Below are 22,929 nucleotides of genomic sequence, written 5' to 3'. Positions count from 1 at the left end.
GAATGTCGGTGGCTCGTGGTGGGGTGTCCTTATCGAAACCGTATCCGAGAAGAGCGCGGATCTGGAAGATCTGTTCGAGCGTGTCGGGCGATTCCTCGAATCGGGTTTCGAAGACAGCTTGACAGATGTTCGAAATCGAAGATATCTTCGGAACGTAGCTTCGCATTCGCGGCTCCCGGCCGAGACGCGGATGCGACAGCTACACCAACCTCCCCGGGCCGACGGCGCCGGGACAGCTAAGGAGCAGACATGAGCAGCATCAGCCTCAGCACCGCGACCGCCCTTCCGGCATCGGCCCGACCGGCCACCCGGCTGCGGATCACGGCACGCGGCCGGCGCACCCTGCTCGCACTCGCGTCCCTCCCGCTCGCGGCGGGCATCGCCTTCGCCGCCCTCAGCGGAGGTAGTGCGATCGCGTCCGGCGCTGATGTACCGGCTGCCTCCGTCGAGACGGTGACGGTCATGCCCGGCGACACCCTCTGGTCCATCGCGAGCACGATCGCGCCCGAGGCAGACCCCCGTGATGTCATCGGCGAGATCAGCCGCATGAACCTGCTGCGCGGCGGCGAGCTTCAGGTCGGCCAGGAGCTCGCGCTTCCGGCTCGCTACACGGACTGACAGCGGTAGGGCGCGCCTCGATCCTGGAAGAGGCAGGCAGGTTCCGGTGGTCTCGCTGCGGCCGTCACGATGGCCTCGGTGCCGCGCCGGCCTCTTAACATGGGAAGGGTGACCATCTCCCTCAACGATCTCCCGCTCCGCGACGATCTGCGCGGACTCACTCCGTACGGGGCGCCGCAGGCCCCACTTCCGGTGGCTCTCAACGTGAACGAGAACACGCATCCGGTGCCGGACGAGGTCGCGAGTGACATCCTCGATGACATCGCGGTGGCGATCCGGGATGTGAACAGGTATCCCGACCGCGAGTTCACGACGCTGCGGGAGGCGTTCGCCGACTACCTGGGGCACGGCCTGAGGGTGGAGCAGATCTGGGCCGGCAACGGTTCGAACGAGGTTCTGCAGCACATCTTCCAGGCCTTCGGCGGACCGGGTCGCTCGGCGTTCGGCTTCGGGCCGACGTACTCGATGTACCCCCTCATCGCGAAGGGGACGGGGGCGTCCTGGATCGCCGGCACCCGTCAGCCCGACTACACGGTGACCGCCGAGGAGGCGGCGCAGCAGGTCCGCGATGCCGACCCGGACATCGTGATCCTCTGCTCCCCGAACAACCCGACGGGCACACCGCTGGGACTCGACGTCGTGGAGGCGGTCTACGAGGCGGCCCGCGGGGTCGTGATCGTCGACGAGGCTTACCAGGAGTTCGCGCCCCGCGATGCCGCCTCGGCGCTGACGCTCCTCGAGGGCCGGCCGCGGCTCGCGGTCTCCCGCACCATGAGCAAGGCGTTCGCCTTCGCGGGCGCCCGCGTCGGCTACCTCGCCGCCGACCCGTCGTTCATCGACGCGTTGCGACTCGTGCGCCTGCCGTACCACCTGAGCACCCTCACGCAGGCGGCCGCCGTGGCCGCCCTCCGCAACGCCGACGTCATGCTGGGCATGGTGCAGGAGATCGTGGAGCAGCGCGACCGCATCAGCGCGACGCTGGAAGCCCTGGGCTACACGCCCCACCCGTCGTGGTCCAATTTCGTGCTGTTCGGCGGCGTCGCAGATCCGCAGGCGACCTGGCAGCACCTCTACGAGCGGGGGGTGCTCGTCCGGGACGTGGGCATCCCCGGCCACTTGCGCGTCAGCGCCGGCACGGAGGCGGAGACGACGGCGTTCCTGGACGCCCTGGCCTCGATAGGATCGGGATCATGACCATCCCCGCGCCCACCGCACGCACCGCGAGCCGCGTGCGTAGCACGTCGGAGTCCACCGTCGAGGTCGAGCTGAACCTCGACGGCACCGGGGCGAGCCGTATCGACACCTCGGTGCCGTTCTTCGACCACATGCTCACGGCGTTCGCGAAGCACTCGCTGACCGACCTCACGGTGCGCGCCTCCGGGGACACCCACATCGACGCCCACCACACGGTGGAGGACGTCTCGATCGTGCTCGGTCAGGCGATCCTCGCCGCCCTCGGGGACAAGTCGGGGATCTCTCGCTACGGCGATGCCCTCGTGCCGCTGGACGAGGCGCTCGCACAGGCGGTGGTCGATATCTCGGGTCGTCCCTACCTCGTGCACGAGGGGGAGCCCGCGGGCTTCGAGCACCACCTGATCGGCGGGCACTTCACCGGGTCGCTCGTGCGGCACGTCTTCGAGGCCATCACGTTCAACGCCGCCCTCACCGTGCACGTGCGGGTGCTGGGAGGACGCGACCCGCACCACATCGCGGAAGCCGAGTTCAAGGCCTTCGCCCGGGCGTTCCGTCAGGCCAAGGCCCTGGACCCGCTCGTGGACGGCATCCCGTCCACCAAGGGTGCCCTGTGAGCGCCACGCCCCGGGTCGCCGTCTTCGACTACGAGTCCGGCAACGTCCACTCCGCGGTGAAGGCCCTCGCCGCCGCCGGCGCCGACGCCGTGCTCACCCGTGATCGCTCCGAAGCGCTCGAGGCCGACGGCTTCGTCGTGCCGGGCGTCGGAGCGTTCCAGGCCGTCCGAGACGCTCTGCACGCCCACGGCGGCGACGAGATCATCGGCCGCCGTCTCGCGGGCGGCCGTCCGGTGCTCGGCATCTGCGTCGGCATGCAGGTGCTGTTCGAGCACGGCGTCGAGCGCGGGCACGACACGGCGGGCCTCGGAGAATGGCCGGGCGCGGTCACCGAGCTCAACGCTCCGGTCCTGCCGCACATGGGCTGGAACACGGTGGAACCGGGAAAGGACAGCGTCCTGTTCCGCGGCATCGAGCAGGAGCGCTTCTACTTCGTGCACTCCTACGCGGCGCAGTCCTGGACTCTCGACGTGATCCCGCCGTTCCCGCAGCCCGTGCTCACCTGGGCGACCTACGGGGACCCGTTCCTCGCGGCCGTGGAGAACGGCCCGCTCTCGGCGACGCAGTTCCACCCGGAGAAGTCCGGAGATGCCGGCATCCAGCTGCTTCGGAACTGGGTGCAGAGCCTCTGAGCCCGTACCCGGCCCCGGTCGGGCGTCACGCGGTTTGTCCCGCGCCGCGCGGCGGACTACCCTCGTCTCTCGTGCCCTCTCGGGCCGCAGAGCCACCCGAACCAAGGACCCCATGAACGACTTCGCGCAGTCCCCCTCGCTCACGCTCCTTCCCGCGGTCGACGTCGCCGGCGGCAAGGCGGTCCGTCTCACGCAGGGGGAGGCCGGCACCGAGACCAGCTACGGCGACCCGCTCGACGCCGCGGGGGAATGGGTCTCCCAGGGAGCCACGTGGATCCACCTCGTCGACCTCGACGCGGCGTTCGGGCGGGGCAGCAACGCCCCGATCCTGCGCAAGGTCATCAAGCAGTTCAAGAACGTCAACGTCGAGCTCTCCGGCGGCATCCGCGATGACGCCAGCCTGGAGGCGGCGCTGGAGAGCGGCGCTGCCCGGATCAACCTCGGCACCGCCGCGCTCGAGAACCCCGAGTGGGCGGCGGACGTCATCAGCCGCTTCGGCGAAGCGATCGCGGTCGGGCTCGACGTGCGGGGAACGACGCTCGCGGCACGCGGCTGGACGAAGGAGGGGGGCGACCTCTGGGAGGTCCTCGATCGTCTGGAGGACGCCGGCTGCAGCCGTTACGTCGTCACCGACGTCACCAAGGACGGCACGCTGCGTGGTCCGAACCTGGAGCTCCTGCGCGAGGTCACATCGCGGACGCCGAAGCCGGTGGTCGCGTCGGGCGGCATCTCGAACCTCGACGACATCGCCGCCCTGCGCGACCTGGTCCCACTGGGCGTCGAGGGTGCGATCGTCGGCAAGGCCCTGTACGCCGGCGCCTTCACGCTGGCGGAGGCCCTGGATGTCGCCGGAGACTGACCCGCACGCCTGCGGTCCCGCATCCCACAACCGCGCCGATTCCGCCGGCGTGCCCTGGGAGGGACGCAGCTTCGAGTCCAACCCGCACGCCGCGGACGACGGCTCGGCGGATCCCGCACTCCTCGCCGCGCTGCACCGCTTCCGTGCGGGGGAGGGGAGTCAGGCCGAGGTCGTCGACGCGTTCCGCTCCGCCCGGGTGCTGATCCCGCTGATCGCCGAGAAGGGCGAGGAGGGGGTGGCCCCCAGCGGTCTCGCGGTCGACAAGACGCAGGAGCTCTCGATCGTGACCGTCGCCGCACCCGACGGGCGCCGCGTCCAGCCGGTGTTCTCCTCCGTCGAGACGATGCGGCGCTGGGATCCGTCGGCCCGTCCGATTCCGGTCGAGGCGGTGCGTGCCGCCCTGGCCGCGTCGTCGGAGGACACCGATCTCATCGTGCTGGACCCGACGTCCGACACGGAGTTCGTGATCCGCCGGCCCGCCGTCTGGGCCGTGGCGCAGGGGCATGAGTGGGAGCCGAGCTTCCTCTCGCCGGAGGTGTTCACGGCGCTCCGGGAAAGCATCGCCCACGAGCTCGCCGTCATCGACGTCGCGGTCGCCCCGGGGGATCCGGACGCCCGCCTGCGCGGGCCGGAGTTGATCGTCGTGCTGGAACTCGTCGACGGTCTGGAGCGCGAGGTGCTGGACGCGGTGCTCGCGCGGCTGGCCCAGCGCTGGGCTGCGGACGACCGCATCGCCGTTCTCGCGGACTCGCTGACGGTCAAGCTCCGCCGCAGCGCATGAGGCGGAGCGCTGCCGAGGTCAGGTGACGGGACCGGTCCACTTCTCGCCAGGGCCCTTGCCGATCGGGTCGGGGATGGTCGACGCCTCGCGGAAGGCGAGCTGCAGCGAGCGGAGGCCGTCACGCAGCGAGCGGGCGTGCATGTCGCTGATCTCCGGCGCGCCGGCGGTGATGAGCCCCGCCAGGGCGTTGATGAGCTTGCGCGCCTCGTCCAGGTCGAGCTGGGCTGCTGCGTCCGGGTCGTCCGCGAGTCCGAGCTTGACGGCCGCGGCGCTCATGAGATGCACGGCCGCGGTGGTGATGACCTCGACGGCCGGGACGTCGGCGATGTCACGGACGGCCGATGAGGCGGCTTCCTCCTGACGTGCCCATCGCTCCTCGCGCTCGCGCGCTGCCTCGTCCGATGCCTGGTTCGTCACTTCGCCTTGCTTTCTGTTAGACTTTGGCGGGCTCCGGAGCGTCATGCTCCGGAACGAAAGAGGATTCACTTCCCACCCGCGCTTGCCGTTCCAGGCTACCGGGTCTTGCACTCCGCCGGCTCCGCTCGTCACGACGGGACCGGTAGACAGGGTGCGAAGCCGGCGTCTGAGAGCCGGTGGGTGGGGGACGACTCCGATTTCGCCCGGGATGCAGACAGCATCACGGTGGCCGAATCACATCGTCTAAGGAGCTCCGCATCAGCGATCCCCGTACCAATGAGCGCATCCGCGTCCCCGAGGTCCGCCTCGTCGGCCCCGCGGGTGAGCAGATCGGCGTTGTCCGCATCGAGGCAGCGCTGCGTCTCGCACAGGAAGCCGATCTCGACCTCGTCGAGGTCGCCCCGAACTCGAAGCCGCCCGTCGTCAAGATCATGGACTACGGCAAGTTCAAGTACGAGGCCGCGCAGAAGGAAAAGGAAGCGCGTCGCAACCAGGCGAACACGATCCTGAAGGAAGTCCGCTTCCGTCTGAAGATCGAGGCGCACGACTACACGACGAAGCTCAAGCGCGCCGAGGGCTTCCTCAAGGCCGGCGACAAGGTCAAGGCCATGATCCTGTTCCGCGGTCGCGAGCAGTCGCGGCCGGAGCAGGGTGTTCGACTGCTGCGCAAGTTCGCGGAGGACGTCGCCGAGTTCGGCACGGTCGAGTCGAACCCAACCATCGACGGCCGCAACATGGTCATGGTCGTCGCGCCGTTGAAGAGCAAGTCCGAGGCGAAGCAGGAGCAGAACGCCGTGCGTGCTGCGAACAAGCAGGCCGCGCGCGACGCGAAGCACGACGCGGACGCCTCCGCCGAGGCTCCGGCGGAGTAGGTCCGCCCCCAGAACTCCCGCACCGCGGGTTGACACCGTCGCCTGAGAAGGCGCCATACGAAGGAAGAGAAGATGCCGAAGCAGAAGACCCACTCGGGTGCTAAGAAGCGCTTCAAGATCACCGGCAGCGGCAAGCTGAAGAAGCAGCAGGCCGGGATGCGCCACAACCTCGAGCACAAGTCGAGCCGCCGCACCCGCCGTCTGAACCAGGACCAGGTGCTCGCGAAGGCGGACTTCAAGGTCGCGAAGAAGCTTCTCGGTCGCTGACGCGCCGAACGCACGATAGGAACACAGGAAAATGGCAAGAGTCAAGCGGGCGGTCAACGCCCACAAGAAGCGTCGGGTCATCCTCGAGCGCGCCTCCGGCTACCGCGGTCAGCGTTCGCGCCTCTACCGGAAGGCCAAGGAGCAGGTCATCCACTCCCTGGTCTACTCGTACCGGGACCGCCGCAAGCGCAAGGGCGACTTCCGTCGTCTCTGGATCCAGCGCATCAACGCCGCTGCCCGCCAGAACGGCATGACCTACAACCGTTTCATCCAGGGTCTGGGCCTCGCGGGTGTCACGGTCGACCGTCGCATGCTCGCCGACCTCGCGGTCAACGACGCGGCGACGTTCGCGACGCTGGTCGAGACGGCGAAGAAGGCTCTGCCTTCCGACGTCAACGCGCCGAAGTCGGTCGCGTAAGCACCTCGCTTCCGAACGGGCGTCTTCCTCCGGGAAGGCGCCCGTTCTGCGTATCCGGGCGGTGGCGGGCTGACCGTAGACTGAGATCGTGCTGGAGAACCCCCGTTCCCCCCGAGTCCGTGCCGTCGCCAAGCTGACCAAGCGCAGCGCGCGTACCGAGACCGGGCTGTTCCTGCTGGAAGGTCCGCAGTCCGTCCGCGAGGCGCTGACGTACCGGCCGGAGGCGATCATCGAGCTGTTCGCCACCCCGAACGGCTGGGAGAAGCACCCTGACATCCGCACGAAGGCCGCGGACGCGCGCATCGACGTCGAGTACGTGAGCGAGGACGTTCTCAACGCGATGGCCGACACCGTGACGCCGCAGGGACTGGTCGCCGTCGCGCGCCAGACGCCGTCGTCGGTGCGGGAGATCTTCGATGCGAAGCCGCGGCTCGTCGCGATCTGCGAAGAGGTGCGCGACCCGGGCAACCTGGGCACCATCATCCGGGCGGCGGACGCTGCCGGCGCCGACGCGGTCGTGCTCACGGGACGCACGGTCGATCCATACAACCCCAAGGTCGTGAGGGCCACGACGGGATCGCTCTTCCACCTCCGGGTGTCGGTGGGCGGCGAGCTGGACGAGGTCGTGCAGCGTGCGCACGATGCCGGGCTGCGGGTCCTCGCCGCGGACGTGAAGGGTGACGACCTCCTGGCTGCGCGCGCCGACGGCGTCCTCGCCGAGCCGACCGCCTGGCTGTTCGGCAACGAGGCGCGCGGGCTCGAAGACGACGCGCTGACCCGGGCCGACCGTGTGCTGCGGCTGCCGATCTTCGGGCGTGCCGAGTCGCTGAACCTGGCGACGGCGGCGAGCGTCTGCCTCTACGAGAGCGCGTTCGCCCAACGCGCTGCCTCCACCGGCTGACCGGGCGACGGACGGAACGCGGGATGCGAGTACTGATCGTCGAGGACGACGAGCGGGTGGCGGGGGCGCTGCAGGCCTTCCTCACGCGCTCCGGGTATGCCACCGTGCATGCGGCCGACGGCGCGGCGGCGATGGAGTACCTCGATGCCGACACCGAGGTGGTGCTGCTCGACCTCGGGCTGCCCGACGTCGACGGAATCGATCTCTGCCGGCGGATCCGCGGACGGTCCGACGTCCCGATCGTGATCGTGACCGCGCGCAACCAGGTCGCCGAGCGCATCAAGGGACTGCGCGCCGGAGCCGACGACTTCGTCGTGAAGCCCTACGACGTGCACGAGCTCCTCGCGCGGATCGAGGCCGTCACGCGGCGATCGCGGCCACTGCGCGCCGAGCCGGACACCCGGGTGCTGCTCCACGACGGGAGCGTGCAGATCGACCTCGTCGCACGCGAGGTCCGGGTCGGCGGGGTGCCCCTCGGGCTCACCCGCAAAGAGTTCGACATCGTCGGCGTCCTCGCACGGTATCCGGGCGTCGCGGTGCCGAAGGACCGGCTCATCCGCGAGGTCTGGAACACCGACTGGCGCGGCTTCGGCCACTCGCTCGAGGTGCATGTGGCCGCGATCCGGAAGAAGAGCGGGGATCGCGCGTTCATCGAGACCGTGCGCGGCGTCGGCTATCGGCTCGCGGGGTCCTGACATATGCGGCGCCGTCTCATCGTCGTCTTCCTCGTGCCGCTGATCGTGGTGCTCGTCGCGCTCGGCGGCGTGACCGGGTGGAGCGCGGCACGCAGCGTCCAGCAGTCGTTCTACGCGGAGCAGCTCGGCGACCTCGGCTACTTCGCCACGAGTGCCAGGCAGGCGCTCCGCTCGGGGAGCCCGGCGGTGATGGACGCCGAAGTCCGCCGCTTCCAGGAGGTCTACGGGATCGCGGTGTCCGTGTTCGATCTCACGGGCAGCCCGTGGGCGGCGGGCGATCACGGCGATGCCGTCCTGTCGGAGGAGGATGCGCAGCGGGTACGGTTGGCGCTCTCCGGCCGGCGCGCTGAACAGCCGGCGTCCTCGGCCTGGGTCGTGCCGGACGCGGCTCTCGTGGAGCCGGTGTTCGATGACGGCGACGTGATCGGGGCCGTGCTCGTCACGGGTGGCACCGACGTTCCACAGGGCGTCATCGTGCGGCAGACCCTCGTGCTGGGCGCGGTCGTCCTGCTGCTGAGCGGCCTCGGGGTGCTCCTGGTCGCCGGCCTCGCGCGGTGGGTCCTCTCGCCGGTGCGCCGGCTGGATGAGGCGATGGCGGCGATCGAGCGCGGCGAGATGGACGCCCGCGTGGCAGAGGGGACGGGGCCGCCGGAGCTCCGCCGGATGACGAGAGTGTTCAACGGCATGGCCGATGAGATCGAACGGGTCATGACCCGGCAGCAGGAGTTCGCGCTGAACGCATCCCACGAACTGCGCAACCCTCTCAACGCCCTCCTGCTCCGGGTCGAGCATCTGGCGACGGGCCTGGGCAGGGAGTGGGCGCCCGACGTCGAGGAGACGCGGGAGGAGGGACGGCGGATGACGCGGATCCTGGAGACGCTGCTCGGGCTGGCCCGTGGAGGCCGTACCGACTCCACGATGTCGGCGGTCGATCTCGGCGCCGTCGCCGCCCGGCGCGTCGAGGCCTGGCAGGACGTCGCGGCGCAGCGGGCGATCGCGCTGACGTGCACGGGGGAGCCGTCGGTGCTGACCGTGACGGATCGGACCATCGTGGAGAGTGCCCTGGATGCGGCGATCGACAATGCGGTGAAGTACTCGCCGGAGGGCTCCGCCATCGAGGTGGGTGCCCAGCGCGCGGGCGACGAGTGTCGGCTGACCGTGCGCGACCACGGCCCCGGCCTCACGCACGAACAGGCCTCCGCGGCCGCCGACCGCTTCTGGCGCAGCCCGGACAGCGGCGACATGCCGGGAACGGGGCTGGGCCTCGCGATCGCGACCGACCTCCTCGAGACGGTCGGCGGCGCGCTTCGCGTGAGTGCCGCGGACGGCGGTGGGCTCCTCGTGACGCTCGTCCTGCCGACCGAGGTGGTCTCGTGAGTGCGGGAGGGCGGCGTCTGCTCGCCGGGCTGCTCGTGGTCGTGACGGCGGCGATGGTGAGCGCGTGCGGCCCGCGCTCCGAGGGGTGGCCGGAGTCGACATCCGTGATCGCCGCGGGCAGCCCCACCGGGGTCTATCACGACTACGGCAGCCGTCTCGCGACGGAGCTGTCCGTGCGCCTGGATGTGGACGTGGTGGCGGAGGAGACAGCCGGGTCGGTCGACAACCTCCTGCGCGTGAGCTCGGGGGCGGCCCTGCTCGGGTTCGCGCAGGGCGACGCCGCGGCCGATGCCGTCGCCGGGACGGGCGCGTTCTCCGCGCCGTTGGACATCGAGGCCGTGGCGCGCCTCTACGACGAGTACCTCCAGGTGGTGGTGCGGGAGGACTCCGCCATCGACGACATCGCTGACCTCGCCGGCCGCCGGATCTCGCTCGGGGCGGAGAACTCCGGAGTGAACGTCATCGCGGGGCGCGTGCTCGACGCGGCGGGCGTCGCGATCGAGGCGATCGACGATCCTCAGCTCGACCTCGGAGGATCGATCGCGGCGATGGAGCGGGGTGAGATCGACGGGTTCTTCTGGGTGGGCGGGCTGCCCACACCCGGCATCGTGGGGCTCGCCGACACCGTCGCGGTCAGGCTGCTCCCCGTGGAGCAGGACTGGGTGAACGCGGTCAACGAGCGGTACTCGCACGCCTATCGCCCCGCCGACGTGCCCGCGGGCGCCTACGGTCTCGACACCGCGGTGACCACTCTGGCGGTGCCGAACTACCTCGTCACCGCCGGCAGCACCCCGCCCGGCGTCGTCCGCGACATCGTCGCGGGCCTGTTCGCGGCGCGCACGACGCTCGCTGCCGACGTGCCGGCGGCGGCTCTGCTGGACCGCCGGTCGGCGATCTTCACCGGGCCGGTGCCCTTGCACCCCGGTGCGGAGGAGTACTACCGCGATCTGCGCCGGTGACCTGCGCCCCTCAAGAAATCCTCAAGATCCCTGACAGCCGTGCGCCCGCTCTGCCAGGGTGAGGTCGATCGCACACGATCGGACACCTGCTGCCTGCTGTCGCTGGGAGCGTGGCAGCAGGGCGATCCCGCGGCCCGAGGGGGCGGGCCGTGGGGCGCCCTTGCGAAGACGCATTGGCGCCGCGATCAGGTGATTACGAACGTGTAAACCTCACCGTGGTGCCTGGAACCACGCGCATCGCGTGGCTAGTTTGGAGAAATGATGACCTCTGAAACCCCGCTCGTCGTCGTCGAGAACGTCCAGAAGCACTACGGCGAGTTCCAGGCGCTCAGCGACATCGACCTCACCGTCAACGCGGGGGAGGTCGTCGTCGTGATCGGCCCCTCCGGCTCGGGCAAGTCGACGCTCTGCCGCACGATCAACCGTCTGGAGACCATCACCAGCGGCTCGATCCGTATCGACGGCAAGGAACTGCCCGCGGAGGGCAAGGCTCTCGCACACCTGCGCGCCGACGTCGGCATGGTCTTCCAGTCCTTCAACCTGTTCGCGCACCTGACGATCCTCGAAAACGTCACGCTCGGCCCGATCAAGGTGCGTGGCCTCAAGAAGTCCGACGCCGAAGCGGAGGCGATGACGCTCCTCAAGCGCGTCGGCGTCGCTCAGCAGGCGAACAAGCTCCCCGCGCAGCTCTCCGGCGGCCAGCAGCAGCGCGTCGCGATCGCCCGCGCCCTCGCCATGCAGCCGAAGGTCATGCTGTTCGACGAGCCCACCAGCGCGCTCGACCCGGAGATGATCAACGAGGTGCTCGACGTCATGGTCGAGCTCGCCCAGGAGGGCATGACGATGATCGTCGTCACCCACGAGATGGGCTTCGCCCGCAAGGCGGCCGACCGCGTCGTCTTCATGGCGGACGGCCGGATCGTCGAGGAGGCCAAGCCCGAGGAGTTCTTCACGAACCCGAAGAGCGACCGCGCCAAGGACTTCCTCTCGAAGCTCCTCACGCACTGACTTCCCAGACCCCGCACCCACAGCACAGCACACGAAGGAGACGCACATGCGACGCACACGGACACTGGCCGGACTCGGGATCGCCACGGTGGCGCTGCTCGCGCTCACGGCCTGCAACAGCGGCACGCCGTCGAACCCCGGAGGTGGGGGTGACGGCGATGGGGGCGAAGACAGCACCTGGTTCGAGGTGGCCTCGGACGTGCAGCTCGAAGGCAGCCCGACGTTCGATGCCATCGAGGAGCGCGGCAAGGTCGTCGTCGGTGTCAAGGAGGACCAGCCCGGCCTCGGCTACCTCGACGTGACCACGAACGAGCGCACCGGCTTCGACGTCGACATCGCGCGCTGGATCGCGGCGTCCCTCGGCTATGACGAGGACAAGATCGAGTTCAAGCCGATCGCCTCCGCGAACCGCGAGCAGGCGATCGTGAACGGCGACATCGACTACTACGTCGGCACTTATTCGATCAACGACAAGCGCAAGGAGCAGATCGACTTCGCCGGGCCGTACTTCATCACCGGGCAGGGCCTCCTCGTCGCCGCCGATGCGGAGGACGCGGATGCGCTCGAGGACTTCAACGGCAAGACCGTCTGCTCGGCGACCGGCTCCACCCCGATCCAGAACATCAAGGCGAACTTCCCCGACATCAAGACGCAGGAGTACGACCTGTACTCCGCGTGCGTGCAGGACCTGATCGACGGCAAGGTCGACGCCGTCACCACCGACCAGGCGATCCTGATCGGTTACGCGGCGCAGTATCCGGACGACGTGAAGGTCACCGGCGGCCTGTTCACGGAGGAGCGCTACGGTGTGGGCCTGGCCAAGGGCGATGACGTCTTCCGCGCTCACATCAACGAGCTCTTCACCGACGGTGGTGACATCTGGCAGGCGATCTTCGACAAGAACCTCGGCTCCAGCGGCATCGAGGTCGAGCAGCCCGAGGTCGACGCGTACTGATCCGATGGGGCGGCCCTCCTCCAAGGGCCGCCCCACAGCTTGAACCGAGAAGGGGAGGGTGGCGTGGACGTCATCTTCGGGAACCTCGACCTGTGGGGCGAGGCGATCAGCAACACGCTGCTCGTCTTCTTCGCGGGCGGCATCATCGCCCTGGTCCTGGGAATCATCGTCGGCGCGATGCGCGTCTCGCCCGTGCCGATCGCGCGTGGCGTCGGCACGGTGTACGTCAACATCGTGCGTAACACGCCACTGACACTGGTCTTCTTCTTCTTCGTGTTCGGGTATCCCCAGCTCGGTCTGCCCGAGCTGTCGAACACCGTGCTGGGCATTCTCGCGATCGGCATCTACACGGCCACCTATGTGGCCGAGGTGCTGCGTGCCGGTATCAACACCGTCCCCGTCGGGCAGGCGGAGGCCGCACGGGCCATCGGCCTCCCGTTCGGGCAGGTGATGACGCTCGTCATACTGCCGCAGGCCTTCCGCTCGGTCGTCCCACCCATGATGAGTGTCTTCATCGCGTTGCTGAAGAACACCACGGTGGCCGCCGGCTTCTCGATCGCGGAGCTCGCGGCCCTGCGCTCGACGGTCAACGACTCGGCCGATCGCCCGGGCAACCCGATGGAGGTCCTGCTCTGGGTCGCGGTGGTCTTCGTCGCCCTTGTCATGCTGATGAGCTGGGGTCAGCGGTATCTCGAGAACCGATGGAGGATCGCCCGATGAGCTCCGTACTGTACGACGTCCCTGGCCCTCGTGCCATCGCGCGCAACCGGATCATCGCTGTCGTGACCATCCTCGTGGTGCTGGCAGCCTTCGGCTTCGTGATCTATCGAATGATCGAAACGGGGCAGTTCTCCCCGCAGAAGTGGTACGTCTTCACCTTCACCAACGTCTGGGCAGGCATCGCGCGTGCTCTCGTGAACACCCTGGCGGCCTTCGCGCTGGCCGCGGTCCTCAGCCTCATCCTCGGCTTCGTCCTCGCGATCGGGCGGTTGTCTGACCACGCGTGGGTCCGCGTCCCTGTCACGATCATCACGGAGCTGTTCCGCGCCGTTCCGGTCCTCGTCTTCATGATGCTGCTCTACTACGGGCTCCCCGTGGTGGGCGTGAAGATGGACCCATACTGGGCGGTCGTCCTCGCCCTCATGGCGTACAACGGCTCCGTGCTCGCCGAGGTGCTCCGTGCCGGAGTCGAGTCGCTCCCGCGCGGGCAGAAGGAAGCGGGCTACGCGATCGGACTGCGCAAGAGCGGCGTGATGCGCCTCATCCTGCTGCCGCAGGCCATTCGCGCGATGCTCCCTGTGATCGTCGCCCAGCTCGTGGTCACGATGAAGGACACGGCCCTCGGCTTCATCATCACGTACCCCGAGTTGCTCTACTTCGCGAAGCAGCTGACCTCGCAGCAGGGGCGCCCGATCCTGCAGTCCGCCTTCGTCATCGGCGGCATCTACATCATCATGTGCCTGATCCTCTCCGGCATCGCACGTTGGGTGGAGGTGCGCACGCGCCGCTCCGCGAAGGTTCTCGCTGGCGGCACGGTCGATCCTGAGCTCGATCCGCGACTTCACGAGGGCGGTACCGACACGCAGCTGCTCACGCTGCAGAAAGGTGACAGCCGGTCGCGACGCTCCAAGCGCGAGTGAGTATCGGCGCGGGACGCGCGGCCCGCGCCGGTAGACTCGACTCCCGTGTCAGAGTCTCCGGAAATCACCCCCGAAGCGGTCGAAGCCGCTGTCGCCGACGCCCTCACGGCGATCGAGGCGGCCGCCGACACCGCCGCGCTGAAAGCCGCCCGTGCGGCGCACGTCGCGGAGGGATCGCCGCTCGCGATCCTGAACGCCTCGATGCGTCAGGTCGCCCCCGAGAACAAGGCCACGTTCGGCAAGCTCGTCGGTCAGGGCCGCGGTCGTGTGAACCAGGCACTCGCCGCGAAGGAGGCCGAGCTGGCCGCGGCCGAGGTCGCCGCGCGCCTCGAGGCCGAGCGCGTCGACATCACCGCCGTCCCGTCGCGGACGCGCGTGGGCGCTCGGCACCCGCTCGCCCTCCTTCAGGACCACGTCGAGGACATCTTCGTCGGCATGGGATGGGAGATCGCGGAGGGGCCGGAGCTCGAGCACGAGTGGTTCAACTTCGACGCCCTGAACTTCGACGTCGACCACCCTGCCCGCCAGGAGCAGGACACCTTCTACGTGGACCCGACCTCTCGCCACCTCGTCATGCGCACGCACACGAGCCCGGTGCAGGTGCGGTCGATGCTCGACCGCGAGGTCCCCATCTACGTGCTGTGCCCCGGTCGCGTGTACCGCACCGACGAGTTCGACGCCACGCACCTCCCGGTCTTCACGCAGTTCGAGGGTCTGGTCGTCGACAAGGGCATCACGATGGCGCACCTCAAGGGCACCCTCGACCACTTCGCGAAGCAGCTCTTCGGCCCGGAGGCCAAGACCCGTTTCCGCACCAACTACTTCCCCTTCACCGAGCCTTCCGCCGAGCTCGATCTGTGGCACCCGACCTTCAAGGGCGGCGCGCGCTGGATCGAGTGGGGTGGCTGCGGCATGGTCAATCCCAACGTGCTGCGCGCGGCCGGGATCGACCCCGAGGTGTACAGCGGCTTCGCGTTCGGCATGGGCATCGAGCGCGGTCTGATGTTCCGCAGCGATGTGCAGGACATGCGCGACATGGCCGAGGGCGATGTCCGTTTCAGCGAGCAGTACGGGATGGTGGTGTGATGCGCGTCCCGCTTTCGTGGCTGCGTGAGTACGTCGATCTGGCAGCGGATGCCACGCCCGAGGATGTCCTCGCGGCTCTCGTGACCGTCGGGTTCGAGGAGGAGGACGTGCACCGATTCGACATCACGGGTCCCGTGGTGGTCGGCCAGGTCGTCTCGCTCGAGCCGGAACCCCAGTCGAACGGCAAGACGATCAACTGGTGTCAGGTGGACGTCGGTCCCGAGCACGGCGGCGTCCGCGGGATCGTGTGCGGCGCGCACAACTTCGTCGTCGGAGACAAGGTCGTCGTGACCCTGCCCGGCGCTGTCCTGCCTGGCCCGTTCCCCATCGCCGCCCGCAAGACCTACGGCCATGTGTCCGACGGCATGATCGCCTCGGCGCGCGAGCTGGGGCTCGGGGATGAGCACAACGGCATCGTCGTGCTGTCGGACCTCGGCATCGATGCGCCCGTGGGCACCGACGCGATCGCGCTGCTGGGCCTCGACGACGTGGCGGTGGAGATCAACGTGACGCCGGACCGCGGTTACGCGTTCTCGGTGCGCGGCGTCGCCCGCGAGTACGCGCACGCCACCGGCGCGGCGTTCCGCGACCCCGCCGAGCGAGACTTCGCCGAACTGCAGCCCGGCTCCGGCCACACGGCCGTGGTGGACGACCGGGCGCCGGTGCGGGGCAAGGTCGGTGCGAGCGAGTTCGTCACCCGTGTGGTGCGCGACGTCGATCCGTCGCGGCCCACCCCGCCGTGGATGATCGCGCGCCTGAGCCTCGCCGGCATGCGGTCGCTGGGTGTGCTCATCGACATCACGAACTACGTCATGCTCGAGCTCGGTCAGCCGTTGCACGGCTACGACCTCGACAAGCTCACGGGCGGCATCACCGTCCGTCGCGCGACGTCGGGGGAGAAGATGACCACCCTCGACGGCGTGGAGCGGAACCTCCACGTCGAGGACCTCCTCATCACCGACGACTCCGGACCCATCGGCCTCGCCGGCGTCATGGGCGGTGGCACCACCGAGATGAGCGACACCACGCGGAACGTCCTCATCGAGGCGGCGACCTTCGACGCGACGACCATCGCCCGGACGGCTCGCCGGCACAAGCTCCCGAGCGAGGCCTCCAAGCGCTTCGAGCGCGGCGTGGACCCCCTGATCCCGTTCGTCGCAGCCCGACGTGCCGCCGACCTCATGGTCGAGCTCGCGGGTGGCACGCTCACGGAGGAGGGCGGCGCTCTCTTCGCCGAAGTCTTCGTCGCCGAGATCGAGCTTCCGCGCGGCTTCGTGCAGGGGCTGATCGGCGTCGACTACACCGACGACGAGATCACGGGCGCGCTCACGACGATCGGGGCCGAGGTCTCCGCGGCGGAGAGCGGGTGGACCGTCATTCCGCCGACCTGGCGCCCCGACCTGACCGACAAGTGGACACTCGCCGAGGAGGTCGCCCGCATCCACGGGCTCGACCGCATCCCCTCGGTGCTGCCGACGCCGCCCTCCGGCCGCGGCCTCACGGCGCACCAGCAGGGGCGTCGCCGCGTGGCGAACGCCCTCGCGGCCGCCGGGTTCGTCGAAACCCCGGCGTTCCCGTTCACGACCGAGGCGCAGAACGATCTGCACGGTTCGGCCTCGGGGGAGCACCTGCCCAGCATCCGCCTCGCGAATCCGCTCGACGGACAGGTGCCGTTCCTGCGGCGCACGCTCATCCCGGGCCTGCTGCAGACCGCGCACCGCAACATCTCGCGCGGGCTCACGGATCTGGCGCTTTTCGAGGCCGGGGCCGTGTTCGTCCCGGAGCCCGGTGTGGAGTACGGCACCGCGGAGGTCCCGCCGCTCGGCGTCCGGCCGTCCGACGAGGTGCTCGCCGAGCTCGACGCCTCCATCCCGCCGCAGGAGCGCCACGTCGCGGTGCTGCTGACGGGCAACGTGTCGCCGCGTCAGCCGGGACGTGCCGCCGAGGCCGCCGGACTCGTCGAGGCGCTCGACGCGGTCCGCGTCATCGGGGCCGCCGCGGGCATCGAGATCGACGTCGTGCAGACGCAGCGCGCGGCGCTCCACCCCGGACGCACCGGTGCGCTGGTCGCGGACGGTGAGGAGGTCGGCTACGTCGGAGAGCTGCATCCCGCCGTCGCGGAGGAGGCCGATCTGCCGGGTCGCGCCACCGTGCTGGAGATCGACCTCGACCGTCTGCTCACCCTCGCCGGAAGGCGCATCGTGGCGGCATCGCTCTCCACGTTCCCAGCGGCGACGCAGGATGTCTCGCTCACGCTGCCGGCCGAGGTGCCGGCGGGCGAGGTCCGCGCGGCTCTCGTCGAGGGCGCCGGCGCACTGCTGGAGTCCGTCCGGCTCGTGGACGACTACCGCGGCGAGGGCGTGCCCGAGGGATCGAAGTCGCTGACATTCGCCCTGCGCTTCCGCGCCGACGACCGCACGCTGACCGCCGCGGCAGGCCTCCGCGGCGAAGCTGGCGGGCGTCGCCGTGGCCGCGGAGCGCTTCGGCGCCGCCCTCCGCGACTGATCGGGAGAGCGCACGGCCCCGTTCAGGGAAGCCGTGCGCTCTCGCGATAACGTGGCCGGATGACGAGCCTCGTCCTGCAGCCCACGCCGCCCTCGGTCCCCGCCGGAGCGCGATCACTCGGGGAGGGGCCGTTCCTCGAACCGGGAGCACAGCTCGACTGGCACTACCGCAAGCCGGGGTGGACCACGGGGGAGGCGGCGACCGTCACCCCCATGCGCGTCGTCCGTGACGATGAGCGCGGTCTCGTCGCGTGGCTCGCCGCCGGAACGCGGCAGGAGGGCCAGGGCACGCGCAACGGGGAGCGCATCCGGACCGTCCCGCTCGATCGGCGGTGGCGGGAGCCCCGGCGCCGCATCATCGAGGAGTGGTGGGGCAACGGCATCCTGCGCATCGCGCCCGCGGGAGTGCCATGGTCGGTCTGGCTGTTCTGGAGCGCGGCCACCGGGACGGCGTGGGACTTCGCGGGCTGGTACGTCAACCTCGAGAACGCGCACCTGCGCACCGACGGCGCCACCTACACCTCCGATCACGTCCTCGATGTCGAGATCGCACAGGACGGGCACGTGGCGATGAAGGACGAGGACGAGCTGGTCGCCGCCGTGGACCAGGGACGGCTGACCGCCGCGCAGGCCGGGCAGATCGAGCGGCACGCGGTTGCGGCGATTGCGTCGTTCCACGCCGGCGACTGGCCGTTCGATCGGGAGTGGATCGACTGGCGACCCGATCCGTCGTGGACGATCCCGGTGTTGGACGGCCTCGACGAGATCGTGGTCCCCTGACCGCTTCGGGGCCTTCCGCGACGGCGCCGAGGCTGTGCGGCGACAGGCGTTCGCGCGCCAGCAGGCGACAGCGGCGCCGACTGCCTGTCGTCGCGTGGTGGCCTGTCGTCGCGTGGTGGCCTGTGCTCGCATGGGGGCCTGTGCTCGCGTGGTGGCCTGTACTCGCGTGATGGCCGGTCGTGCCGCTCCGCTCTGAGCGGAGGCCCTTCCCCCGCGTCGTCGATCCTGATGACATGGGCACATGACGGATGTGCTGATCCTCGGGGGAACCGGGTGGCTGTCGGGGCGTATCGCCGCGCACGCACTGGGAGCGGGGGCGTCGGTGACCTGCCTGGCCCGCGGCGGTCGGCCGGCACCGCCGGGAGCGACCCTCGTGCTGGCGGACCGCGACGCGGAGGCCGCCTACGACGTCGTCTCGCGCACCGACTGGGACCACGTCGTCGACGTCTCCTCCCGCGTCGATCACGTCGCCGCAGCCGTCCGCGCACTCGCCGACCACGCCGCCCGGTGGACGTACATCTCATCGATGTCGGTGTACCGCGACGACGAGACGGTCGGGACCGACGAGTCGGCCCCGCGGCACCCGGCGGCGCAGCCGGGCGAGGAGGACGACTACGCGCGGCAGAAGGTCGCGGCGGAGGATGCCGTGCAGGAGGGCATCGGCGACCGCGCACTCATCGTCCGTCCCGGCCTCATCGTCGGCGACGGCGACCCGAGCGATCGCTTCGGCTACTGGGCGGCGGCGTTTCTCCGGGCCCTGGACGAGCCGGTGCTGCTCCCGCCGCTCGAGGGGCGCGCGGCACAGGTCATCGATGTCGAGGACGTCGCCGCCTTCGTCCTGTCCGCCACCGTCACCGGTGCCGTGAACGCGATCGGAGACGTGCGCGACCTGGAGGACGTGCTGCGGACCGTGCGCGCGGCCGCGGGGCACACCGGGCCGGTCGTCGTCGCCTCAGAGGAGTTCCTCGTCACGGAAAGCGTCGCGTACTGGGCCGGGCCTCGCTCGCTGCCGCTGTGGCTGCCGTCCGAGATGAGCGGATTCATGACCCGCTCGAACGCGCGGTACCGGCGCAGCGGAGGCAGGCTGCGGCCCCTCGACGAGACGGCGGAACGCGTCGTGGCGGACGAGCGCGAACGGGGTGCGGACCGGGAGCGCCGCGCTGGACTCACGCGGACGGAGGAGCGGGCGCTGCTCGATGCCCTCGCTCGCTAGACTGCGAGGCAGTGACACGGGGTGCCGCATCCGCGGCTGAGATCACACCCGTCGAACCTGATCTAGTTCGTACTAGCGAAGGGATGTCGCAATGAGCGATCCTGTGCGTCCGGAATCCGTCTTCGACCTCGCCGCCACGGCGGGAAGGCTCCGGGAGGAGGTCCGAGCTGCGCCGCCGTTGACGCACTGCATCACGAACGCCGTCGTGACGGGGTTCACCGCCAACGTGCTCCTCGCGCTCGGGGCAGCGCCGGCCATGGTCGACATCGTCGGCGAGGCCGAGCCGTTCGCCGGTGCCGCCTCGGGGCTCCTCGTCAATCTCGGGACGCCGACCCCGGAGCAACGCGAGGCCAGCCGGGAGGCGGTGGCCGGAGCGCTTGCCGGCGGCACGCCCTGGGTGCTCGATCCCGTCGCGATCGGCACCCTCCCGGTGCGGACGGCGCTCGCGCATGAGCTGGCCGCGCAGCGTCCCACCGCCATCCGCGGCAACGCGTCCGAGATCCTCGCGCTGGCGGGACACAGCAGTGGCGGCCGCGGCGTCGACGCGACGGACGACACCGAGGCGGCCGCTGCGGCCGCCCGCGAGCTCGCGGACAGACACGGTTCCGTGGTTGCCGTCTCCGGCCCGGTCGACCTCCTCACGGACGGGGAGAGGGTGATCCGCATCGCCAACGGGCACGAGCTGCTCACGCGGGTGACCGGCGGCGGCTGCGCGTTGGGGGCCGTGATGGCGGCGTTCCTCGGAGCGGCTTCCGGCACCGAGACGGACGCGTTGACCGCGGTGGCCGCGGCGACGCTCGTCTACACGGTGGCGGCCGAGCGGGCGGCGGAGAGCTCCCGCGGACCGGGAAGCTTCGCCGTCGGACTGCTCGACGCCCTGTCCGCTGTGAGCCCGGCGGATCTGCGCGCCCGCGCTCGCGTCGAGGAGGAGACGCGATGATCGCCGACCTGTCCCTCTCCCTCGTCACCGATCGGTCGCTGTGCGGCGCACGCGGAGTGGTCGAGACCGTCCGGGAGGCCGTCGCGGGTGGCGTCCGCGTCGTGCAGCTGCGCGACAAGGAGGCGACGGACGGGGAGACCGTCGATCAGCTCCTCGCCCTGTCCGAGGTCATCGGCGGGCGCGCGCTGCTCGTGGTGAACGATCGCCTCGATGCGGCCGTCGAGGCTCGTCGCCGCGGCGCCCGGGTGGACGGTGTGCACCTGGGTCAGACGGACGCCTCCGTCCTTCGCGCGCGGGAGCTCCTCGGCGCGGAAGCACTGATCGGGCTGACGGCGAACACCTCCGCCCACCTCGACGCCGTGAACGCGCTGCCACCGGGAACCGTGGACTACCTCGGAGTCGGCGTCATCCGTCCCACGCGCACGAAGCCCGACCACCCGGCCCCGCTCGGCATCGACGGCTTCGCCGCGTTCGCTGCGCGCAGTCCGCTGCCGTGCGTCGCCATCGGCGGGGTGGATCTCGACGACACGGCGGCGCTGCGCGAGGCCGGCGCGGCCGGGATCGCGGTGGTCTCGGCGCTCTGTGCGGCGGACGACCCTCGGGCCGCAGCCGCCGCCTTCCGTCGGCAGTGGCTCGGGCGCGCGGTGCCGCACGTGCTCAGCATCGCCGGCAGCGATCCGTCCGGCGGTGCCGGCATCCAGGCCGACCTCAAGGCGATCGCCGCGAACGGCGGCTACGGCATGGCGGCTCTCACGGCGCTGACCGCCCAGAACACGCAGGGCGTCCGCGACGTGCACGTACCTCCGGCCCGGTTCCTGCGAGCGCAGCTCGACGCCGTCGCCGACGACATCCGTATCGACGCCGTGAAGATCGGCATGCTCGCGGACGTCGAGGTGATCCGGACGGTCGCGGCGTGGCTGACGGCGGCGCAGCCTCCGATCGTCGTGCTGGATCCCGTGATGATCGCGACCTCGGGCGACCGGTTGCTCCATCCGGAGGCGGAGCGGGAGCTGCGGGGTCTGCTGTCCCTGGCGACCGTGGTCACCCCGAACCTCGCCGAGCTCGCGGTCCTCGTCGGCCGCGAGGTGGCGGACTGGGCGGACGCGCTCGCCGCCGCGCACGAGCTGTCGGCGGACACGGGGACCGCGGTGCTCGTGAAGGGCGGTCACCTGCCGGGGGATGAGGCTCCCGACGCCCTGATCGACACGGCAGCCGGTACGCACGCGGAGTTCCCCGGGGCGCGCATCCGGACCGAGCACACGCACGGGACCGGCTGCTCGCTGTCCGCGGCTCTCGCCACCAGGCTGGCCACGGGCGACGACCCCACCACCGCGGTCCGCGCCGCGCGCGCGTGGCTGCGGGAGTCGCTGCGTGCAGCGGACGACCTGGCGGTCGGTCAGGGTCATGGCCCGATTCATCACTTCGCGGGGCTCTGGGTTCGCGGGGGCGTCGAGACCCGCCCGACGGCGGAGGAGGTGGCCGCGGCGTGGTGGGACGAGACCGCCGCGATCCGCTCCGACATCGATGCGCTGCCTTTCATCCGCGGCCTGGCCGAGGGGACGCTCGACCGTGACGCCTTCCTCTTCTACCTCGCACAGGACGCGCTGTACCTCCGCGAGTACGCCCGGGTGCTCGCGGAGGCGTCACGTCTCGCCCCCACTCCGGCGGAGCAGGCCTTCTGGGCGGATGCCGCCCACGGCGCGATCCGCGGAGAACTGGAGTTGCACGCGTCGTGGCTGACGGCGGAGACCGGGCTGAGCGACGCCACCTTCGCCGCCGAGCCCGCCCCGGCCACGGTCGCCTACCTCGACCATCTGCGAGCCGTCGCGTTCGGCGGCGACTATGCCGCGCTGATCGCGGCCGTGCTGCCGTGCTTCTGGCTCTACACCGACCTGGGGGAGCGGCTCCACGCGGGGGCGTTCGGCGCGGCGCCCCGCGACCCCCGGCACCCCTACGCGTCGTGGCTGGCGACCTACGCGGATCCCGGCTTCGCGGATGCCACCCGGCGCGCCGTCGCGTACGTCACCGACGCGGCCGCGAGGGCCGACGGCGCCGGCCGGGAACGGATGCGGCGAGCCTTCCTCACCTCGAGCGCGCACGAACACGCCTTCTTCGCCGCGCCGTCTGCCCGCGCCGACGTATGACGGGGCGGATTTGCGGTGCCGAACGCGCTCGCGCTATCGTCGCCGCATGCCTTCG

23 protein-coding genes, 1 pseudogene and 1 riboswitch are annotated in these 22,929 nt (G+C 70.4%); of the genes and pseudogenes, 23 read left to right on the top strand and 1 reads right to left on the bottom strand.

The features are described from left to right. Window positions 1–249 precede the first annotated feature (249 nt). The 6 genes from FY549_RS15460 (at window position 250) to FY549_RS15435 (ending at window position 4,698) form a co-directional block, all read left to right on the top strand. Window positions 250–618 carry a LysM peptidoglycan-binding domain-containing protein gene (locus tag FY549_RS15460; RefSeq protein ID WP_149085762.1) on the top strand — a complete coding sequence of 123 codons (369 nt, stop codon included), beginning with the start codon at window positions 250–252 and terminating at the stop codon, window positions 616–618. A gap of 108 nt (window positions 619–726) precedes the next feature. After that, window positions 727–1,812 carry a histidinol-phosphate transaminase gene (locus tag FY549_RS15455; RefSeq protein ID WP_149085761.1) on the top strand — a complete coding sequence of 362 codons (1,086 nt, stop codon included), beginning with the start codon at window positions 727–729 and terminating at the stop codon, window positions 1,810–1,812. Further along, window positions 1,809–2,426, top strand: coding sequence for an imidazoleglycerol-phosphate dehydratase HisB (hisB, locus tag FY549_RS15450; protein ID WP_060922523.1), 618 nt, complete (start codon window positions 1,809–1,811; stop codon window positions 2,424–2,426). Before FY549_RS15455 ends, hisB begins: the two co-directional genes overlap by 4 nt. Further along, window positions 2,423–3,058: an imidazole glycerol phosphate synthase subunit HisH gene (hisH, locus tag FY549_RS15445; RefSeq protein ID WP_149085760.1), complete on the top strand. Its 636-nt coding sequence runs from the start codon at window positions 2,423–2,425 to the stop codon at window positions 3,056–3,058. Before hisB ends, hisH begins: the two co-directional genes overlap by 4 nt. A gap of 112 nt (window positions 3,059–3,170) precedes the next feature. After that, a complete protein-coding gene (gene priA, locus FY549_RS15440) occupies window positions 3,171–3,917 on the top strand; it encodes a bifunctional 1-(5-phosphoribosyl)-5-((5-phosphoribosylamino)methylideneamino)imidazole-4-carboxamide isomerase/phosphoribosylanthranilate isomerase PriA (RefSeq protein WP_149085759.1) in 747 nt (248 codons plus the stop codon). Next, on the top strand, window positions 3,901–4,698 hold the full coding sequence (locus FY549_RS15435) for an SseB family protein (protein WP_149085758.1): 798 nt from the start codon (window positions 3,901–3,903) through the stop codon (window positions 4,696–4,698). Before priA ends, FY549_RS15435 begins: the two co-directional genes overlap by 17 nt. Window positions 4,699–4,716: 18 nt before the next feature. Here FY549_RS15435 and FY549_RS15430 read toward each other — a convergent pair whose 3' ends face one another. Next, window positions 4,717–5,115 (bottom strand): DUF1844 domain-containing protein, encoded by a 399-nt coding sequence (locus FY549_RS15430; protein ID WP_025105282.1) that lies wholly within the window; start codon window positions 5,113–5,115, stop codon window positions 4,717–4,719. 233 nt (window positions 5,116–5,348) lie between these two features. On the opposite strand from FY549_RS15430, the gene infC reads away from it, so the two are divergent. The 17 genes and pseudogenes from infC to FY549_RS15345 all read left to right on the top strand — a co-directional run bounded on the left by infC (window position 5,349) and on the right by FY549_RS15345 (window position 22,874). Next, a complete protein-coding gene (gene infC, locus FY549_RS15425; RefSeq protein WP_149086142.1) occupies window positions 5,349–5,987 on the top strand; it encodes a translation initiation factor IF-3 in 639 nt (212 codons plus the stop codon). A gap of 72 nt (window positions 5,988–6,059) precedes the next feature. Next, entirely contained in the window at window positions 6,060–6,254 is a 195-nt protein-coding gene (rpmI, locus tag FY549_RS15420; RefSeq protein ID WP_025105280.1) for a 50S ribosomal protein L35, read from the top strand. 31 nt (window positions 6,255–6,285) lie between these two features. Continuing rightward, window positions 6,286–6,672 (top strand): 50S ribosomal protein L20, encoded by a 387-nt coding sequence (rplT, locus tag FY549_RS15415; RefSeq protein WP_149085757.1) that lies wholly within the window; start codon window positions 6,286–6,288, stop codon window positions 6,670–6,672. 88 nt (window positions 6,673–6,760) lie between these two features. Further along, window positions 6,761–7,573, top strand: coding sequence for a TrmH family RNA methyltransferase (locus tag FY549_RS15410; RefSeq protein WP_149085756.1), 813 nt, complete (start codon window positions 6,761–6,763; stop codon window positions 7,571–7,573). 23 nt (window positions 7,574–7,596) lie between these two features. Next, window positions 7,597–8,268, top strand: coding sequence for a response regulator transcription factor (locus tag FY549_RS15405; RefSeq protein WP_149085755.1), 672 nt, complete (start codon window positions 7,597–7,599; stop codon window positions 8,266–8,268). 3 nt (window positions 8,269–8,271) lie between these two features. Beyond that, window positions 8,272–9,645, top strand: coding sequence for an ATP-binding protein (locus tag FY549_RS15400; protein WP_149085754.1), 1,374 nt, complete (start codon window positions 8,272–8,274; stop codon window positions 9,643–9,645). Beyond that, window positions 9,642–10,604, top strand: a complete 963-nt coding sequence (locus tag FY549_RS15395; protein ID WP_149085753.1) for a TAXI family TRAP transporter solute-binding subunit — start codon at window positions 9,642–9,644, stop codon at window positions 10,602–10,604. The genes FY549_RS15400 and FY549_RS15395 overlap by 4 nt, the downstream gene beginning before the upstream one ends. A 261-nt stretch (window positions 10,605–10,865) precedes the next feature. After that, the gene (locus FY549_RS15390) at window positions 10,866–11,612 is read left to right on the top strand and encodes an amino acid ABC transporter ATP-binding protein (RefSeq protein WP_149086141.1); all 747 of its coding nucleotides are present in this window, start codon (window positions 10,866–10,868) and stop codon (window positions 11,610–11,612) included. Between the two features lie 46 nt (window positions 11,613–11,658). Further along, a complete protein-coding gene (locus tag FY549_RS15385; protein WP_149085752.1) occupies window positions 11,659–12,567 on the top strand; it encodes a glutamate ABC transporter substrate-binding protein in 909 nt (302 codons plus the stop codon). Window positions 12,568–12,630: 63 nt separating this feature from the next. Beyond that, a complete protein-coding gene (locus tag FY549_RS15380) occupies window positions 12,631–13,287 on the top strand; it encodes an amino acid ABC transporter permease (protein WP_060922531.1) in 657 nt (218 codons plus the stop codon). After that, the gene (locus FY549_RS15375; protein WP_144882557.1) at window positions 13,284–14,207 is read left to right on the top strand and encodes an amino acid ABC transporter permease; all 924 of its coding nucleotides are present in this window, start codon (window positions 13,284–13,286) and stop codon (window positions 14,205–14,207) included. Before FY549_RS15380 ends, FY549_RS15375 begins: the two co-directional genes overlap by 4 nt. A 45-nt stretch (window positions 14,208–14,252) precedes the next feature. Continuing rightward, entirely contained in the window at window positions 14,253–15,293 is a 1,041-nt protein-coding gene (gene pheS, locus FY549_RS15370) for a phenylalanine--tRNA ligase subunit alpha (protein ID WP_149085751.1), read from the top strand. Beyond that, window positions 15,293–17,798: pseudogene (gene pheT, locus FY549_RS15365) on the top strand (phenylalanine--tRNA ligase subunit beta). The gene pheS and the pseudogene pheT overlap by 1 nt, the downstream one beginning before the upstream one ends. A 59-nt stretch (window positions 17,799–17,857) precedes the next feature. Further along, window positions 17,858–18,577, top strand: a complete 720-nt coding sequence (locus FY549_RS15360; protein ID WP_149085750.1) for a DUF402 domain-containing protein — start codon at window positions 17,858–17,860, stop codon at window positions 18,575–18,577. Between the two features lie 241 nt (window positions 18,578–18,818). Then, a complete protein-coding gene (locus FY549_RS15355) occupies window positions 18,819–19,790 on the top strand; it encodes an NAD-dependent epimerase/dehydratase family protein (protein WP_149085749.1) in 972 nt (323 codons plus the stop codon). A gap of 7 nt (window positions 19,791–19,797) precedes the next feature. After that, window positions 19,798–19,891: riboswitch (TPP riboswitch) on the top strand. Further along, window positions 19,882–20,730, top strand: a complete 849-nt coding sequence (gene thiM / locus FY549_RS15350; protein WP_149085748.1) for a hydroxyethylthiazole kinase — start codon at window positions 19,882–19,884, stop codon at window positions 20,728–20,730. (Overlaps the previous riboswitch by 10 nt.) After that, a complete protein-coding gene (locus FY549_RS15345) occupies window positions 20,727–22,874 on the top strand; it encodes a bifunctional hydroxymethylpyrimidine kinase/phosphomethylpyrimidine kinase (protein WP_149085747.1) in 2,148 nt (715 codons plus the stop codon). The genes thiM and FY549_RS15345 overlap by 4 nt, the downstream gene beginning before the upstream one ends. Window positions 22,875–22,929 lie beyond the last annotated feature (55 nt).

This window comes from Microbacterium sp. 1S1 (assembly GCF_008271365.1).
Classification (GTDB): Bacteria; Actinomycetota; Actinomycetes; order Actinomycetales; family Microbacteriaceae; genus Microbacterium.
Note: the sequence above shows the minus strand (reverse complement) of the source record. Positions and strands in the feature narration are given on the sequence as shown.